This is a genomic window from Kitasatospora sp. NPDC086009 (assembly GCF_044540385.1).
GTDB lineage: Bacteria > Actinomycetota > Actinomycetes > Streptomycetales > Streptomycetaceae > Kitasatospora.
Genome location: NZ_JBITSA010000016.1, coordinates 154,965 through 171,963 on the forward strand (window position 1 = coordinate 154,965; position 16,999 = coordinate 171,963).

12 protein-coding genes and 1 tRNA gene are annotated in these 16,999 nt (G+C 73.6%); 3 read left to right on the top strand and 10 right to left on the bottom strand.

Annotated elements, in window-relative coordinates; all coding sequences use genetic code 11:
• Positions 1-85: 85 nt before the first annotated feature.
• The 5 genes from ACIF6L_RS30665 to ACIF6L_RS30685 all read right to left on the bottom strand — a co-directional run bounded on the left by ACIF6L_RS30665 (position 86) and on the right by ACIF6L_RS30685 (position 6,529).
• Positions 86-1,987 carry a glycosyltransferase family 2 protein gene (locus tag ACIF6L_RS30665; RefSeq protein ID WP_396490649.1) on the bottom strand — a complete coding sequence of 634 codons (1,902 nt, stop codon included), beginning with the start codon at positions 1,985-1,987 and terminating at the stop codon, positions 86-88.
• A gap of 506 nt (positions 1,988-2,493) precedes the next feature.
• Entirely contained in the window at positions 2,494-3,243 is a 750-nt protein-coding gene (locus ACIF6L_RS30670; protein ID WP_396490648.1) for a 3-oxoacid CoA-transferase subunit B, read from the bottom strand.
• 4 nt (positions 3,244-3,247) lie between these two features.
• Positions 3,248-4,009 (bottom strand): CoA transferase subunit A, encoded by a 762-nt coding sequence (locus ACIF6L_RS30675; RefSeq protein ID WP_396490647.1) that lies wholly within the window; start codon positions 4,007-4,009, stop codon positions 3,248-3,250.
• A gap of 199 nt (positions 4,010-4,208) precedes the next feature.
• Positions 4,209-5,492 (bottom strand): hypothetical protein, encoded by a 1,284-nt coding sequence (locus ACIF6L_RS30680; RefSeq protein WP_396490646.1) that lies wholly within the window; start codon positions 5,490-5,492, stop codon positions 4,209-4,211.
• A gap of 440 nt (positions 5,493-5,932) precedes the next feature.
• Positions 5,933-6,529: a VTT domain-containing protein gene (locus tag ACIF6L_RS30685; protein ID WP_359805003.1), complete on the bottom strand. Its 597-nt coding sequence runs from the start codon at positions 6,527-6,529 to the stop codon at positions 5,933-5,935.
• 496 nt (positions 6,530-7,025) lie between these two features.
• Here ACIF6L_RS30685 and ACIF6L_RS30690 point away from each other — a divergent pair, with 496 nt between their 5' ends.
• Positions 7,026-8,129, top strand: coding sequence for an LLM class flavin-dependent oxidoreductase (locus ACIF6L_RS30690; RefSeq protein WP_396490645.1), 1,104 nt, complete (start codon positions 7,026-7,028; stop codon positions 8,127-8,129).
• Between the two features lie 64 nt (positions 8,130-8,193).
• Here the strand turns inward: ACIF6L_RS30690 and ACIF6L_RS30695 are convergent, their stop codons facing one another.
• The gene (locus ACIF6L_RS30695; RefSeq protein WP_396490644.1) at positions 8,194-10,251 is read right to left on the bottom strand and encodes a putative bifunctional diguanylate cyclase/phosphodiesterase; all 2,058 of its coding nucleotides are present in this window, start codon (positions 10,249-10,251) and stop codon (positions 8,194-8,196) included.
• A 403-nt stretch (positions 10,252-10,654) separates the two neighbouring features.
• The gene (locus ACIF6L_RS30700; protein ID WP_352295645.1) at positions 10,655-11,080 is read right to left on the bottom strand and encodes an OsmC family peroxiredoxin; all 426 of its coding nucleotides are present in this window, start codon (positions 11,078-11,080) and stop codon (positions 10,655-10,657) included.
• Positions 11,081-11,419: 339 nt separating this feature from the next.
• Between ACIF6L_RS30700 and ACIF6L_RS30705 the strand changes: the two genes are divergently transcribed.
• Both ACIF6L_RS30705 and lepB read left to right on the top strand, forming a co-directional pair.
• Positions 11,420-11,755, top strand: a complete 336-nt coding sequence (locus tag ACIF6L_RS30705) for a chorismate mutase (protein ID WP_329487784.1) — start codon at positions 11,420-11,422, stop codon at positions 11,753-11,755.
• A 209-nt stretch (positions 11,756-11,964) separates the two neighbouring features.
• Positions 11,965-12,789 carry a signal peptidase I gene (gene lepB / locus ACIF6L_RS30710; protein ID WP_396490643.1) on the top strand — a complete coding sequence of 275 codons (825 nt, stop codon included), beginning with the start codon at positions 11,965-11,967 and terminating at the stop codon, positions 12,787-12,789.
• Here lepB and ACIF6L_RS30715 read toward each other — a convergent pair.
• The 3 genes from ACIF6L_RS30715 to ACIF6L_RS30725 form a co-directional block, all read right to left on the bottom strand.
• Entirely contained in the window at positions 12,752-13,852 is a 1,101-nt protein-coding gene (locus tag ACIF6L_RS30715; protein ID WP_396490642.1) for an EamA family transporter, read from the bottom strand. The genes lepB and ACIF6L_RS30715 overlap by 38 nt on opposite strands.
• Before the next feature lie 188 nt (positions 13,853-14,040).
• Positions 14,041-16,458, bottom strand: coding sequence for a transglycosylase domain-containing protein (locus tag ACIF6L_RS30720; protein ID WP_396490641.1), 2,418 nt, complete (start codon positions 16,456-16,458; stop codon positions 14,041-14,043).
• A gap of 278 nt (positions 16,459-16,736) precedes the next feature.
• Positions 16,737-16,810, bottom strand: a tRNA-Lys gene (locus ACIF6L_RS30725).
• Between the last annotated feature and the right edge of the window lie 189 nt (positions 16,811-16,999).

Below are 16,999 nucleotides of genomic sequence, written 5' to 3' on the forward strand. Positions count from 1 at the left end.
CCTCCTACTGCGGCGCGACGACGGGCTGGTTCGACGAGCTGGTTCGACGGGCTGGTTCGACGGGCCGGGGCTGAGCGGCCGGGTGTCAGCGGCCGGTGGCGGCGGGCGCCGTGGCCTCGGTGCTCTGCGTGCCGGGGGCGGCCCCGGCACGCTCCCCGGCCCGGGGCTGCCGCGGGACCCTGGGGGCGGCGGCGCCGGTGACCGTGAGCGTGGAGATCGGCCGGGCCCGCCTGCGGCGTACCGCGTCGGCGGCCAGCACGAGCATCGGCAGCAGGCTCAGCAGCAGCGCCAGGCAGGCCCAGGTGCGCATGGCGAGGTGGTCGTGGCCGGTGAAGAACGAGGCCGTGACCGCCCCGCCGAACACCAGCGCCCAGAACAGGTGGACGCGGAACGTCGCCACCCGGTCGGGGCTGGCCGAGTGGCCCTTCGGCGTCACCACGAACCGGCTGCGCCGGCGGAGCAGGGCCTGGAGGAGCGAGGCCGCGTAGATCGGCCCGCACAGCGCCGACATCACCATGCCCGCCACCCCGGACGACCCGGCCGGCTCGTGCGGGCTGACGTTGTGCTTGCGGTTCCAGGTGTAGAGCAGCACCTGGAGGGCGGCCGCGTCGCTGTAGAGCATCATCCAGATCTCCGAGGAGACGTGGACCCCCGAGGCCCCGAAGCCCAGGTAGAGCACGCTCGACACCCCGCCGAGCAGCCAGGTCAGCGCCGCCATCGGGTAGAAGCAGACCATCAGCGTGTAGTTGAGCAGCCGGCCGGGCGTCAGCCGCCAGGCGGCCCGCCAGTACTGGGTCAGGAGCGTTTCGTAGGTGCCCCGGCTCCAGCGGAGCTGCTGGGAGAAGAAGTCCGTCCAGGAGGAGGGGCCCTCGCCGACCGCCAGGACGTCCGGGGTGTAGACCGACCGCCAGCGCGCCCCGGTGGCCGGGTTGCGGCGGCGGTGGAACTCCAGCCCGGTCGCCATGTCCTCGGTGATCGAGTCGGACAGCCCGCCGATCGACCGCAGCGCGCCGATCCGCACCGCGTTGTTGGTGCCGACGAACATCGGCGCGCCGTAACGGTTGCCCGCCCGCTGGATCAGCGCGTGGAACAGGAACTGCTGGCTCTCGGAGAACCGGGTGACCGCCGAACCCGAGCTGCGGTAGTTCCCGTACACCTGCGGGCCGACCACGAACGCCACGTCCTCGTCCCGGAAGTACCCCAGCATCCGCTCGCCGAACTCGGGGAGCGGGACGTGGTCGGTGTCCACCGAGAGCCAGAAGTCGTAGGCGGCGCCGTGGGCCTGGAGCCAGCTGTTGTAGTTGCCGTGCTTGCTCCCGGCGCGGAACCGCCCCTCGGGCCGGTTCCACGGCCCGATCCCGCGCCGGCTGAAGTGCCGCACGCCCAGGTGGGCGCAGAGCGCGCGCATCGCGGGATCGTTCCCCTCGTCGAGCAGCCAGACGTCGTACGGTCCGTCGTGCCGGACGGCGAGCGCGGCGACCAGTGTGGTGCGCACCAGCTCCGGCGGCTCCTTGCCCGGTACGCAGGTGGTGAGGAACGCGACCCGGGTGCCCGGTTCGGGCGTGACCGGCACGGGGTCGCGGGCGACCAGCGTGGCGTGGGTGTTGGAGACGACGTTGACCAGGCGGAACAGCTCGACGACCGCGATGATCGTGACCATCGCCTTGTCGGCGATCAGCAGCCAGGCGTGCGTCTCGCCCGGCCGGACCGGCCAGTGGCCGGGGAGCAGCAGCCAGACCAGCAGCACCGACTCGACCGCCGGGGCGGCCAGCAGGAGCAGCGCGGCCCGGATCCGGTGCGGCTCCCGGCGCAGCAGGCTCCGGTAGCGGACGCGGTAGGGGCCGGGGGTGTCGCCGCCGTCGCCCGGGGTGGTGGCCGGACCGGCGAGCCGGCTGAAGTGGGCGTAGTCGTACGGGGCTTCGGGGACGGCCAGGGAAGCACCGGGCGCGCTCTCTTCGCGCGGGCGCCGCGAGAACTGCTTGACCAACTGTGGCTCCCCCCGTGGCCGGCCGCTCGGGCCGGCTCGATCGTGCGTGCTCCGACCGGAGGTGTGCGATCCGATGCCCAGTGGCTGTGCCTGGGCGTCCTGGAAGGCCGCTCCCCCCGGAGCCTGGCCTTCGAAGCGGGGCGCCGCCCGGGCGACTGCGGTGTCGCCGGGCGGCTCCCGGGCGGCATCGGTGAAACGTGTACGACCGATCATCGCGCGCGGTCGTCCGGCCACTTCGAAGGCGGGGTCCCGGCGCGCTCTCCGGACTCCCTTCCGGGTGCGCGGGACCTTCTGGCTGCCCCAACTCTCCCGGAGGGTCGACGTGATCGCAACCAGTCCTCGAAACGATCATCGCGCGGGGGTGAGGATATGACGATTCCCGGCCATGCGGCCCGAGTTGGTGTGACGAGGGGATGATTCCTGCCTCGCGTACGCGGGCCGGTCGGACGGACGAGCGAAGGCCGGACCGCCGTACAGGTGGTCCGGCCTCCGCGCGGGTCCCTCGGTCAGGACGGCGGCAGCAGGGCCGTGCCGGTCGCGGCGCGGACCTCGTCGAACGAGACGCCTGGCGCCGTCTCGACCAGGCGCAGCCCGCCGGGCGTGACGTCGACGACGGCCAGGTCGGTGACGATCCGGTCGACGACACCCCGCCCGGTGGCCGGGAGCGAGAGCTCCTCGACGATCTTCGGCGAACCGTCCCGGGCGGTGTGCTCCATGACCACGATCAGCCGGCGGGCGCCGTGCACGAGATCCATCGCCCCGCCCATGCCCTTGACCATCTTGCCCGGGATCATCCAGTTGGCGAGATCGCCGGCGGCCGAGACCTGCATCGCGCCGAGCACCGAGACGTCGATCCGACCGGACCGGACCATGCCGAAGGAGAACGCCGAATCGAAGTACGAGGCGCCGGCGGTGACGGTCACGGTCTCCTTGCCCGCGTTGATCAGATCGGGGTCCTCGGTACCCTCCAGGGGGTACGGGCCGACGCCGAGGACGCCGTTCTCCGAATGCAGCACCACCCGCACGCCCGGTGGGAGGTGACCGGGGATCAGGGTCGGCAGGCCGATCCCCAGGTTCACGTACTGGCCGTCCCGGAGCTCCCGCGCGGCCCGCGCGGCGAGCGCGTTCCGGGCGTCGGCAGCGCTCCGGGCGTCCGCGTCGGAAGCGCTCCGGGCGTCCGGGGCGTTCCGGGATTCGGGCGCCCGGCCCGGGACGGCGACGGACCGCGGGGTGGCGGCGAAGGTCTCGGCGGTCATCGGCTCAGGCCCCCTGGAGCGCGGTGCGGACGGTGCGGCGCTCGACGCGGCGGTCGGCGGGATCGGCGAGGACCAGGCGGTCGACGTACACCCCGGGCAGGTGGACGGCGTCCGGCTCCAGCACGCCCGGTTCGACGATCCGGTCGGCCTCGACCAGCGTGGTCCGGCCGGCCGTGGCGCAGAGCGGGTTGAAGTTGCGGGCGGCGGCGTGGAACACGCAGTTGCCGTGCCGGTCCGCGACCTCGGCGCGGACCAGCGCGAAGTCGGCGGTGACGGCCTCCTCCAGCAGGTAGCGGCGCCCGCCGAACTCCCTGACCTCCTTCGGCGGCGAGGCCAGCGCCACCGAACCGTCCGCGCCGTAGCGCCAGGGCAGCCCGCCCTCCTCGACCTGGGTGCCGACCCCGGCCGGGGTGAAGAACGCGGGGATGCCCGCGCCCCCTGCGCGCAGCCGTTCGGCGAGGGTGCCCTGCGGGGTCAGCTCCACCTCCAGCTCGCCGGAGAGGTACTGCCGGGCGAACTCCTTGTTCTCCCCGACGTAGGAGGAGGTCATCCGGGCGATCCGGCCGGCCCGCAGCAGCAGGCCGAGCCCCCAGTCGTCCACCCCGCAGTTGTTGGAGACGACGTGCAGGCCGGTGGCGCGGGTGGCGGCCAGGGCGCCGATCAGGGTGCTGGGGATGCCGCAGAGGCCGAAGCCGCCGACGGCCAGCACCGCTCCGTCGGGGATGTCCCCGACCGCTTCGGCGGCGGAGTCCAGGACCTTGTCCACAGGGTCACCTCGTGAGGGGGAGGGGGCGGAGGAACGCCCCACCACCGTCCCCGAGCGCGGGGCACGGCGACCATGTCGCCCGGCCCCACGCCGGTGCGCGGACACATGGCCGGCGCCCACACCCGGCACGCCCGCGCCCCGGGCGTCCGCGTACCGCGCCCGCGCCCCGGGTGCCCGCCCGCCGCGCCTCAGGAGTCGGTCACCCGGCGGCGCCGAGGAAGGCCCCCCACCCGCCGGCCGGCGCCTGCCCGACGTTCAGCGAACGCAGCTTGCGGATGGTGGACTGGTCCTGGACCTCCAGCCATTCGACCAGCTGGCGGAAGGAGACCAGCCGGACCTCCGGCTTGCCGGCGATGGTCTTGAGCGTCTCCTCGACGGCGTCCATGTAGATCCCGCCGTTCCACTGCTCGAAGTGGTTCCCGATGAAGAAGGGCGCGCGGTTGCCGTTGTAGGCCCGGTCGAACCCGGCCAGGTAGGAGTCCCGGGCCTGGGAGCGCCAGTCGTCGTACTTCGCCGGGTCGCCCTTGGTGCTGCCGGCCGACTGGTTGGCGAGGATGTTGTAGTCCATCGAGAGCACCTGGAACGAGTGCCCGGGGAACGGGATGCTCTGCAGCGGGAAGTCCCAGACCTTGCCGTCCTGCACCTTCTGCGGCCATATCTGGAGGCCGCCGGAGGAACTGGCGTCGTACTTCCACCCCAGGGCGGCCGCGGTCGGCAGCAGGGCCTTCTGCCCCTCCAGGCACGGGGTCCGCCCGCCGATGAGCTCCTTCTTGTAGTCGAAGGGGAGCGGGTCCACGTCGGTGAAGCCGGTGTTGGTGCGCCACTGGGTCACGAAGGAGACCGCCTGGTCGATCTCGCTCTGCCAGTCCTCGGGCGTCCACTTGTTGACGCCGTTGCCGTCCGAACGGGTCGAGCAGAAGTGCCCGTTGAAGTGGGTGCCGATCTCGTGGCCGGCCAGCCAGGCCTGGCTGATCAGCTTGATCGTGCTCTTCACCGCGCCGTCCGAGAGGTACGGGATGTCGGACGCGCCGACCGAGTGCTTCGGCGGGTGGTACAGATCGGCCTTGCCCTTGGGGAGGGTGTAGATCCCGGAGAGGAAGAAGGTCATGGCGGCCTTGTGTTCCTCGGCCAGCTTGAGGAAGCGGGGGAACTGGTTGTCGTCGGTGCCGCCGGCGCCGTCCCAGGAGAAGACCACGAACTGCGGCGGCCGCTCACCGGGCTTGAGCTTCTCCGGCTTGGGCTGGTTCGGCTGGGGGCCGGTGTCGGACGTGGAGCCGTCCCCGATCGGCGTGCCCTTGGCGCCCCCCTTGGTCGGCGTACCGGTCACCGCCGGCCCGCCGGTGCCGGTGCCGGTTCCGGCGCCGCCGGGGGCGGAGGAACTCGATCCTGAACCCGATCCGCTGCTGGAACACGCCGCCGCCGCCCCGAGCGCGACGGTCGCGGCGGTGGCGCTGAGCACGGTCCTGCGCGAGATGCTGGTCATGGTCTCCCCTGGGTGCCGCCGGCCGGGTCGAAGGGCGCCAGTGGGCCGCACCGGTCATATCGGGTAATTGATATGTAATACGCCGTTAGCATGGCATGTGGACGCGGAAGGCATCAAGGAAGAAGAAGCCCCCGAGGTCCAACAACAGTCAACACGCCTGCCCGGCATCGACCGGCTGCAACGGCCGGCCTTCTGTTGCGGTCCTGTGACGTTTTGCACGCTCTTGGGCGATCGGCTCCCGACGGGGGCGGGCGAGCGGTCCTCCGCGCGCGACCGGAACCGCGAACTCCGGTACGCCGCAGGGTCCGACGCCGCAGGGGCGGAGGCCGGAGTGAGAGCTGGGGCGGAGGCCGCACGGGCGCGGCACCGCGCGTCGACGACGCTGCGGTGCCGTAGGAGCCCTCGACGCGGTTCCGCGCCCACGCCGGTGCGGCGCGGCGTCAGGTGATGACGAGCCGGCGGTTGCGCCGCACGATCCGGGCGATCGCGGTGCTGATCACGGTCGCGGCGGCGCAGGAGACCGCGAGGCTCAGCCAGGCGGTGTCGAACCAGTGGCTGTTGAGCCAGCCCAGCGTGACGATGTAGGCGGCCCAGACCAGGGCGGCCAGGGCCGACCAGCGCAGGAAGCGGTGCGGCTCGGCGGGGGAGTGCCCGATGGCCAGGTCCAGCACGGTCCGGCCGGCCGGCACGAACCGCGCGACCACCACCATGGCGGCCGCGGCCCCGGTGGTGCGCCCGTCCAGCGCCTGCTGGACCCGGGCCACGCTGGCCGCCAGCTGCGGCCGGTGTTCGAGCCGTCGCTGCAGCGAGGGGGCGCCCCGGCGGGCCAGCCGGAGCAGCAGGAGGTCTCCCAGGAAGGAGGCGATCGCCACCCCGAACCCCAGTACCACCGGAGCGCCGTCTATCTGGGCCGTCTTGAGCACGGCCAGGATGACCAGCGTCCCGCTGGGGATGAAGGGGAGAAAGGCGTCGCCGAGTACGGCGCAGAGAGCCAGGGCGCAGATCCATGAGGATCCGATCACCGTCGCGATGTCCAAGTCAGGTACTCCCTCCAGGCTGCCCGGGGGAGCAGATGGCTGCAGGGGACAACGCTAGCGCCTCGACTTTTCATGCCATGAAGCACCCCGGCTGTGCTCGGCCTCACACGACGCGAGCCCCTGGAGCGGGGTGCCGTTCCAGGGGCTCGCGGGGATCGATCGGTGCTGGTCCAGCCCGACGACCTTGCAGGTGGGAGTGGATCCCGTTGGGTGATCCGCTCTGCGTCCTAGCCTGCCGGACGCCGCCCGCCCGTCGCGAGCCCTGCGGCTGGCGACTTCCCGCGCTGGCGTGAAGTCGCCACACGTGTTCGCGCGCTGGCTCTGAGTCAGCCGAACGGTCGGTAGGCGGGTGGTCGCACGGTGGAGCCGGAGAGCGGGAACACCCGGCCCGGCGGCGTGGTTGACCCCCCTTGGCAGTGGCGGGGTCGCGGACGAGGTGCGCGGCCGTTCCAGACGCCACACGGACACCGGCAGGACGGCCAGGAGGGCGGACGGCATGACCACCGACGACCAGCAGGAGCGCGGGCCCGGACCGCGGAGCGACGCGGCGATCCGGGGCACCGCCCGGGGCTCGGCGCCCGCGCCGCTCTCCATCCTGGACCTGGCCACCGTGGGCGCCGGCTACACCCCGGCCGAGGCGCTGGCCTCGACCACGGCCCTGGCCCGCAGCGCCGAGGAGTGGGGCTACCACCGGTTCTGGGTCGCCGAGCACCACGGCATGCCGGGCGTCGCCAGCTCGACGCCCGCCGTCCTGCTCGCCCACCTCGGGGCCCACACCACGACGCTGCGGCTCGGGTCCGGGGGCGTGATGCTGCCCAACCACGCGCCGCTGGGGATCGCGGAGCAGTTCGGCCTCCTGGAGGCGCTGCACCCCGGCCGGATCGACCTCGGGCTCGGCCGCGCCCCCGGCACCGACCCCGCGACCGCCCGGGCGCTGCGGCGCGGCCTCGCCGAGGGGGCCGACGACTTCCCCCAGCAGCTCTCCGAGCTGACCCACTTCCTCGACGGCGACTTCCCGGACGGCCACCCCTACGCCCGGCTCGCGGCCGTTCCCCGGAGTGCCGGCCGGCCGCCGATCTGGCTGCTCGGCTCCTCCGGCTTCAGCGCCCAGCTGGCCGGCCGGCTCGGTCTGCCGTTCGCCTTCGCCCACCACTTCAGCAGCACCAACACCATCCCGGCCCTCGACCTCTACCGGTCGTCCTTCCGCCCCTCGGCCGTGCTCGCCGAGCCGTACGCGCTGATCGGGGTGAACGCGGTCGCGGCCGACGACCGGGAGGCCGCCCGCAGGCTCGCGCGCTCCTCGGCGCTCGGCATGCTGCGCCTGCGCCGGGGGAACCCGGGCCCGATCCCCACCCCAGAGGAGGCGGAGAGCTACCCGTACAGCCCGGTGGAGGCCGACTTCGTGGACGACTGGCTGGGCAACGTCGTCCTCGGCTCGCCCGGCGAGGTCGCCGACGGGCTGGAGTCGCTGCGCAAGCGGACGGGGGTGGACGAACTGATGGTCACCTCGCACATCCACGGCCACGAGGCCAGGCACCGCTCGTACGGGCTGATCGCCCGGGCCTACGGGCTCACCGGCGAGGCGGCCGCCGGCGCCTGAGCCCGCCGGCGGGTCCGGTTCCCGGCCCGGCCGGCCCCCGACCAGGGGCGCGGCCGGGCCGTCGTCATGACGTGGCCGGCCGCGGGCGGCGCTCGCGGAGTATCGCGGCGACGTGCTCCGCCTCCCCGGGCTTGGCGAAGTACCAGCCCTGCGCGGTGTCGCAGCCGGTGAGCCGCAGCCGCTCGGCCTGCGCCGCGCTCTCGATCCCCTCGGCGGTCACGGTCAGCCCGAGCGTGTGGGCCAACTGCACCATGGCGCCGACGATCTGCTCGTCGGCGTCGCTCCGGCGCGAGCCGGCCCCGGGGAGGCCGGTGCGGCCGGCCGGGTCCGGGTCGCGGAAGCCCTCGATGAAGGTGCCGTCCAGTTTCAGGACGTGCACCGGCAGCCGGGAGAGGTAGGCGAGGTTGGAGTAGCCGGTGCCGAAGTCGTCGATGGCGATCCGGACGCCCATGTCGGCGAGGGCCTGCAGGGACTGCAGCGGCCGCCCGCCGGGGCCGAGCAACGCGCTCTCGGTGATCTCCAGTTGCAGGAGCCGGGCCGGCAGGCCGGAGCTCTCCAGGGCCCGGGCCACGTCGGCGACCACGTCGGAGTCCCAGATCTGACGGGCGGCCAGGTTGACGCTCACGAAGGTCTCGTTGTCCGGGAACTCCGTGAGCCAGCGCCGGGCTTGGCGGCAGGACTCCTCCAGCACCCAGGTGCCCAGCGGCACGATCGCGCCGGACTCCTCGGCGAGCGGGATGAAGCGGTCGGGCGAGAGCGTCCCGTAGCGCGGGTGGCGCCAGCGGACCAGGGCCTCGGCACCGTGCACGGCGCCGTCGGCGAGGCCGACGAGCGGCTGGTACTCGACGGTGAACTCGCCGCGCTCCAGGGCCGGACGGAGCGCGGTGGCGAGCAGCTGACGGGTCAGCTGGTGGGCGCCCCGGTCCGGGTCGTAGAGGGTCCAGCGGGCCCGGCCGTCGGCCTTCGACCAGTACAGCGTGGAGTCGGCGTCCTTGACCAGGTCGGCGGGCGTGGTCTCGTGCACCGACCGTTCGACGACGCCGACGCTGGCGGTGACCGCCAGCCGGTGCCCGGACACGTCGAAGGGGCGTTCCAGCGCTTCGAGGAGCCGGGCGGCCAGTTCGGTGAGCTGCTCGCTGCCCCGGCTGTCGGCCACCAGGACGGCGAACTCGTCGCCGCCCATCCGGGCGACCAGGTGGGAGCTGTGGTCGGAGACGCCGTGCCGGAGCCGGGCGGCGACCGCGATCAGCAGCTGGTCGCCGATGTGGTGGCCGAGGGTCTCGTTGATCGCGGCGAAGCCGTCGAGGTCCAGGTAGCAGACCCCGACCCGACGGCCGTCCGGCCGGTCCGCAGCCGTCTCCGCGGTCCCCGGCGCGGTCGCGGTGTTCCCGGCCGTGAGGCAGGCCGCGTCGAGCCGGTCGAAGAAGAAGGTCCGGTTGGGGAGCCGGGTCAGCGGGTCGTGCAGCGCCTGGTACTCCAGGCGGTCGCCGAGCCGGCGCTGTTCGGTGATGTCCTCGACCATGGCGAGCGTGTACTGCGGGTTGCCGGCGCCGTCCCGGATCAGGGAGATGGTCACCTTGCTCCACACCGTGCGGCCCTCGCGGTGCTTGAGCTGCTTCTCCACCCGGACGCGTTCCCGGTCACCGCGGACCAGCTCGGGGAAGAGCCGGTCGGGCATGCCCTCCGGGTCGATGATGTCGTGGATGTGGGTGCGGACCAGGTCGACGACCCCGCAGCCGACCAGGGTGGCGAAGGCCGGGTTGACCTCGATGATGCGGTCGTCGGGGTCGAGCAGCGCCATGCCGATCCCGGCGTCGCAGAAGGCGGCCCGGAACCGGGACTCGCTGGCGCTCAGCGCGGCCAGCAGGCGGTCGGTGCTCCCGGGCGTGGGAGCGGGGGCGGGACCGGCCGGGTCGGCGGGCCGGTGCGTTCCGTCGGCGAGCGGGGCCGAGCAGGTGGGACAGCGGGCGGCGCCCGCCGCATCGTCGGCCCTCGGCCCCCGCCCTGACCCCGCGTCGGACGCGCCGTCCGACGGGGCACCGGGTGCCCCGTCGGTGCCCCGGGCCGGGCGGAGGTGCGGAAAGGTGAGGTGGTGGTGCTGGTGCGGTTGTTCGTGCCGCACGCTTGCGTGTGCGTCGGCCCCCTCGTTCTGGCCCGGCACGGCATGCTCCCGTCCGCTGCTGACGCTTGATGCTGGTCAGGCCGGTCACCTGGAACTGCGGCGGCCGGCTCCCGCGCCCTGTCGAGGTCCTCACGGTCCGGTGCGCAACGCTCGCTGTGGAGCGTTCGCGTGGGGGATCCGCGTGAAGAACAGGGCGCTGCGGCCGATCATAGGACGCGGCGGCAACACGCGGTGACCGCCGCCAGGGTGATTTGCCTGCTTTCACGGCATCTGAGGTGGTACATGCAGACGCCCCCGGTACACATCACATGATGTGCGCCAGGGGCGTGTGCTCCACAAGTGCGCCCCGGGCGCTTGTCGAGCGCTGGGAGCGCGCCGCCGGGGAGCGGCGGGCGGCGGTGCGTCAGGCCAGCGTGGCCGTCAGGGTGATGGTCGTCCCGGTCAGGGCCTGGCTCACCGGGCAGTTCGCCTTGGCGTCCTCCGCGGCCTTCACGAAGCCCGCCTCGTCGAGGCCGGGCACCTCGCCGACGACGGTCAGGTGGATGCCGGTGATGCCGGTGCCGGGCTGGAAGGTGACGTCCGCCTTGGTCTGCAGCTTGGTGGGCGGGTTGCCCGCGCCGGTGAGGCCGTGCGAAAGGGCCATCGAGAAGCACGCGGAGTGCGCGCCCGCGATGAGCTCCTCCGGGCTGGTCTTGCCGTTCGGCGTCTCGGCGCGCGCCGGCCAGGAAACCGGGAACTCGCCGATGCCGGACGAGTCGAAGGTCACCAGACCCTTGCCGTCGAGCAGGCTGCCGTCCCATTCGGTGTGCGCGGTGCGAGTGGTTGCCACGATCGGTACCTCCATTACTGGGGGACTGCCGTCCCGTCACTTCCGGTCATGCCGCGCACCAGCCTACGGGCAGGCCGGGGGGGCGATCACGGGTAACGCTCCAGGGCGCCGCGCCCGACGGCGGCCGGTCCGCCCGCCGGCCGGCAACGGCCCTGGCCGGGCGGCCGATCCGCGGTCCGGTCACCGGTCCGGTCACCGGTCCGGCCGGCGTCCGGATCGTGGACGGCTGAGCCAAATGGTGCGGATGCGCGGCGAGTGCCCTGTTAGATTTGCCCGGGCCCGAGCCCCGGCCGACGGACGGTCGGGTGCCCACCCTAAGAGAGCCGCGGAGCCGCCCCGATGACGGATCACCCCACGACCCCCGAGACCGGACCGTCCGACGGGATCGACGACGCCGTCCGGGCCGAGCTGACCAGCCTGCGCGAGAGCATCGACAACATCGACGCCGCGGTGGTCCACATGCTGGCGGAGCGGTTCAAGGCGACCCAGCGGGTCGGCCGGCTCAAGGCCGAGCACAAGCTGCCCCCGGCCGATCCGGCGCGGGAGCGCGACCAGATCCGCCGCCTGCGGGAGCTGGCGGCCGGCGCCCACCTGGACCCGGTGTTCGCGGAGAAGTTCCTCACCTTCATCATCGCCGAGGTCATCCGCCACCACGAGGCCATCGCCCGCGCCTGACCGCATCGGCCCGCGCTTCCTCGCGTTCCTTCGTGTCCCTCCGCTCCTCCCCGCGTTCCGGCGCCCGCGCCGGGCCGCGTCCCGGAGGCCGGCCGGCCCCCGGCGGGAGGGGTCCGCGATGTCTGGCACGGGTAAAAGCGCGATTTCGCGTGGCTTCCCGGGTGGCGTAGCGTGCAGGTTCCCCCAGCCGGAGAGGTGGAGCAGCGACGATGGCGGTGAACCTGCCCGAAACGCACGGCGATGCCGGGAGCGCTCAGGCCCCGGCCGCCGGCCCCGGACGCGGCGCCGACGGTGCTCCCGGTGGCCGGGCGGAAGCCCGCCGGGCGCAGTCGCGCAAGGCGTCGAGGGGCGGCAAGGGGCCCAGGAGCCCGAAGGCCCGCCGGTCGGGGCGCCGTCCGCGGCCCTGGTGGATCGAGATCCCGGTGATGGCCGCGGTCGGCCTGCTGGTCGCGCTGCTGATCAAGACCTGCCTGTTCCAGGTGTTCATGATCCCGTCCGGGTCCATGGAGAACACCCTGCGGATCGGCGACCGGGTCGGCGTGAACAAGCTCGCTCCGCTCACCGGCTGGGAGCCGGAGCCCGGCCAGCCGGTGGTGTTCAAGGACCCGGGCGACTGGCTGCCGCCCCAGCCGACCGACGGGAACCCGGTCACCCGGGCCGTGGGCTCGGTGCTGGGCTTCGTCGGCCTGGTGCCGCCGAAGGACGACAACTACCTGGTCAAGCGGGTCATCGCGACCGGCGGCCAGACCGTGCAGTGCTCCGGCACCACGCTGACGGTCGACGGGGCGAAGGTGGACGAGCCCTACCTCCACCCCGGCGACGACTCCTGCGCGGGGCTGGACTTCGGTCCGGTGACCGTGCCCCAGGGGTACGTCTGGGTGGAGGGCGACCACCGGAGCGACTCCGCCGACTCGCGCTACCACCAGCGGGGCCCGGGCGGCGGCGCCGTACCGGTGGACAACGTGGTCGGGCCGGTGGCGGCCGTCGTGTGGCCGCTCAGTCACCTCGACTGGTTCGGCTGGGTCGGCCGCTGACCGCGGCGGTTCCCCGCTCCCCGTCGTCCGGGGCCTCGGCGGTCCGCGCCAGGCGCTCGCCGGGCGCGGTCGCCCCCGCTCCCGCCCCCGTCAGGTCGTCCGTCGGTGCCGCGACCTCCACCGGTGCCGCGGCGGGGGACGGCTTGCTCGCCTGGGCCGCGAACGCGCCCGCCAGCACCAGCAGGCCGCCGGCCGTCTGCGGCAGGCCCAGGTGCTCGCCGAGCAGGATCCAGGCCAGCACGGTGGCGACGACCGCCTCCAGGTTGGCCACCACCCCGGCGACCGGCGGCGACAGGTGCCGGACGGAGACCACGCCGGTCAGGTAGGCGAGCACGGTCGCGACCAGGACCATCCAGGCGGCCGGGAGCAGTGCGGGCAGCGAGTGCCCGTTCATCACGACCTGCCCGCCGAGCAGCCCCCAGTCGGCCTCCCAGGGGCGGGTGAGGACGGTGAGTACGACCGCGCCGATCAGCAGCCCGAAGGCACTGACGGCGATCGGGTCGACCGGGCGGTCGCCCCGGCTGCCGGCGTCGGCCAGCACGAAGTAGCCGACCTGGCAGCAGGCCGCCCCGAGGGCGAAGAGCACGCCCAGCGCGTCGAAGCCCAGGCCGTTCCAGACCTCCACCACGCAGGCCAGACCGGCCACGGCCACCCCGGCGCCGACGGCGGCGCCCCGGCTGATCGGCTTGCGCTGGACGAACTTCACGTAGCCGATGAGCAGCGGCGGTCCGAGGTACTCGATCAACAGGGCGACGCCGACCGGGATCCGGGAGATCGCCGCGAAGTAGCAGGCCTGGACGCCGGCGACGGCGAGCAGCCCGAAGCCGATCAGCAGGCCGGGCCGGCGGAGCACGGCGGCCCGGTGGCGGTAGGCCAGCGGGAGCAGGACCACGGCGGCGCCGGTCACCCGGAGCCAGACCACGTGCAGCGGTGAGAGTCCCGCCTCGATCAGCGGCTTGGCGGCGGTGCCGGAGCCGCCGAAGGCGAACGCGGAGACCAGGGCGAGGGAGAGGCCGAGAGTTCTGCCCGGAGCGTGGCCGGTCAGGGGCTTTGAGCTGTGCACCGAGGCATTGTGACAGTCATACCGCCGATTCGGTAAGGCGCCATTTCGTCATTTGGTCCTGCACTGAACTGTGCGCAGTGGCGGGGTCCGCCACGGTGGCCGCCCTGCCCGCGGGAACGCGGAACGGGCCCGGAGCGGAGCCGGGTGGCTCCGCTCCGGGCCCGTCGGGCGACGACGCCCGCGGCCGGCTACTGCCCGGTGCCCGTGCCGGCCCCCGCCGGCGACCCCGCGCCCGTGCCCGAACCGGACCCCGTGCCCGTCCCCGTGCCGCCCGAAGGCTGGGGCGCGGTGGTCGGCCCGGTGGTCGGGGCCGTGCTGGGCCCGGTGGTCGGCTGCGGCGACCGGGTGGGCCGGCCGGTCGGCTGGGAGGTCGGCTGCTGGGTCGGCTGCTGGGTCGGTGCGGTGGTCGCGCCACCGGACCGCGAGCCGTCCTGGTCCGTACCGGCGGAGCCGCCCGGGCCGCCCGGCGTGCCGGTCGGGCCGGAGCCGTTGCCCGCGCCGCCGGTCGTCCCGCCGGTCGCGCCGCTCCCGGGCGTGGCCGACGGCGAGGCCGACCCGGACGGCGACGGCGAGCTGTCGGCGGTGCCGGCCGTGCCGCTGCCGCCCGACCAGTCCTTGCCCGAGGGCTCGGCGAAGTCGGTGACCGGCTGCCCCTTGAGCGCGGCCTTCATGTAGCTCGTCCAGATCTGCGTGGGGTACTGGCCGCCCGCCGCGCCGTCGATCCCGCCGGTACCGCTGAGGCTGACCTGGGCGCCGCTGCCCGGGTCCTGGCCGAACAGCGCCACCGAGGTCACCAGCTCGGGGGTGTACCCGACGAACCAGACCGACTTCTGGTCGTCCGTCGTCCCGGTCTTGCCGGCGACCGGGCGGCCCAGCGACTTCGCCCGCCAGCCGGTGCCGCCCGGGTCGCCGACGACGCCCTCCAGCATCGAGGTCACCTGGCGGGCGGTCTCCTCGCCGACCGCCTGGGTGGTCTTGTGGGCCGGCAGCGCGAGCGCCTCGCCCTCGCGGTCCACCGACTGCACCAGCCAGGGGGTGATCTGCTTGCCGCCGTTGTCCAGCGTGGCGTACACGCCGGCCATGTCGAGCACGCTCGGGGTGGCGGCGCCGAGCGGGATGGACGGCACCGGGTCGAGCCCGGGGGTGTTGCTGGGCAGGCCGAGCGCGACGGCGGTGTCGCGGACCTTCTGCAGGCCGGTGTCCTGGGCGAGCTGGGCGAACACCGAGTTCACCGACCAGTCGGTGGCCTGCTGCAGGGTGACCTGGCCGTAGCTCTTGTCGCCCTCGTTCGGCGGCGCGTACGGGGTGCCCTTGCCGCCGCGGACCTTGCGCCCGCTGGTGCCGTCGTAGACGGTGCGCGGGGTGACGGTCTGGCCGGACTGGGTCTTGGCGCCGTTCTCCAGGGCCGCCGCCAGGGCGATCGCCTTGAAGGTGGACCCGGCCTGGTAGTCCCGGCGGGTGGCGTTGTCCACGTAGTGCTTGGTGTAGTCGACGCCGCCGTAGAGGGCGACCACGGCACCGGTCCTCGGGTCGACGGAGACGGCGCCGGCCTGGGCGTTCGCGTCCTTCTTCCGCTTGTCCGGGTCGAGGGTGTCGTGCAGCTGCGCCTGGACCGAGTCCTGGAGGGCCTGCTGGCGCGCCGGGTCGACGCTCAGCTTGATGGTGTAGCCGCCCTTGGCCAGCTCGGACTCGGTGATGACGTTGTTGGCGGTGAGGTACTCGGTCGCCGCGTTGACCAGGTAGCCGGCCTGACCGGAGAGGCCGAGCTGGGCCTGCGGGCCCTTGACGTCGGGGAAGGCGGTGGCGGCCCGCTCCTCGGCGGAGAGCCAGCCCTCCTTCACCATGCCGTCCAGGACGTAGTTCCAGCGGTTGACCGCGTTCTGCTTGCCGGCCGGGGTGGCGGTGGCCACGTCGTAGGCGCTCGGGGCGTTCAGCAGGGCGGCCAGGTAGGCCCCCTGCGCCGGGTCGAGCGCGGCGGCGTCGACACCGAAGTACTGCTGGGCGGCGGCCTGGATCCCGTAGGCGCCGCGCCCGTAGTACGAGGTGTTGAGGTAGCCGGACAGGACGGCGTCCTTGGTCTCGGTGGCGTCCACCTTGATCGCTATGAAGAGTTCCTTCACCTTCCGGGTGACGGACTGCTTCTGGTTCAGGTAGGTGTTCTTCACGTACTGCTGGGTGATCGTCGAGCCGCCCTGGGTGCCCTCGCCCTTGGCCGTGTTGACGGCGGCGCGGACCAGACCGGACACGTTGACGGCGCCCTCGTGGTAGAAGTTGCGGTCCTCGGCGGCCAGCGCGGCGTGCTGGGCGGCGGGGGAGACCTTGTCCAGGCCGACGTTCTGCCGGTTGGTCTGGCCGGTCCGGGCGACCACCGAGCCGTCCTGGTAGAGCCAGGTGTTGCTCTGGGCGGTCGCGGCGGCGTGCGCGTCCGGCACCTTCACCAGGGCGATGCCCAGGGCGAACAGGCCGACGCCGAGCAGCAGCGCGGCCGCGAGGCCGAGCAGGCTCATCCGCCAGGTCGGGATCAGCCGGCGCCAGCCGGTGCGCTTCGGGCGGCGCGGCCTGCGGCCGCCGGCCGGACCCTCCGGCGAGCGCTTCAGGCGCTCCACCGGGCGGAGCCCGAGGGACGGCGGGCGTCGGCCGCTCCGGGTGTTTGGGGACAAAGCGGCAGCCTTTCCTGCGGGCGAACCGTGCGGCCAGCACAAAACGGGAATGTCGACGGTTGGGGACCTTTGCCCCGTTTCCGGTGTACAGCCCAGGACGTGCCGAGCGGGCCGGTTGGCTCCGCCGAAGCGGCAAGCGAGACCGACATCACACGCAAAACGGACGTCGAAGGGCAAAAAATCAGGGAGCCTCTCGCGACTGCGAGAGGCTCCCCAAGTGTCTGTGCGCCGCCAGGGACTCGAACCCCGGACCCGCTGATTAAGAGTCAGCTGCTCTAACCAACTGAGCTAGCGGCGCCTGCTGACCTGGAGAACAATACACGGTCCGGCCGGGTGCCCCGAACCACCGGGGGCGAAGGGCCCGTCCACCCCCGGCACGGCGCCCGTTTCCACCCGGTTGGGGCGGAGTTCGTGCCCGGTTAGGGTGGGAACGTGCCCAGCTCCCGCCCCGGCCGCCGGGGGACACGGCTCGCCGTCGCCGCCCTGC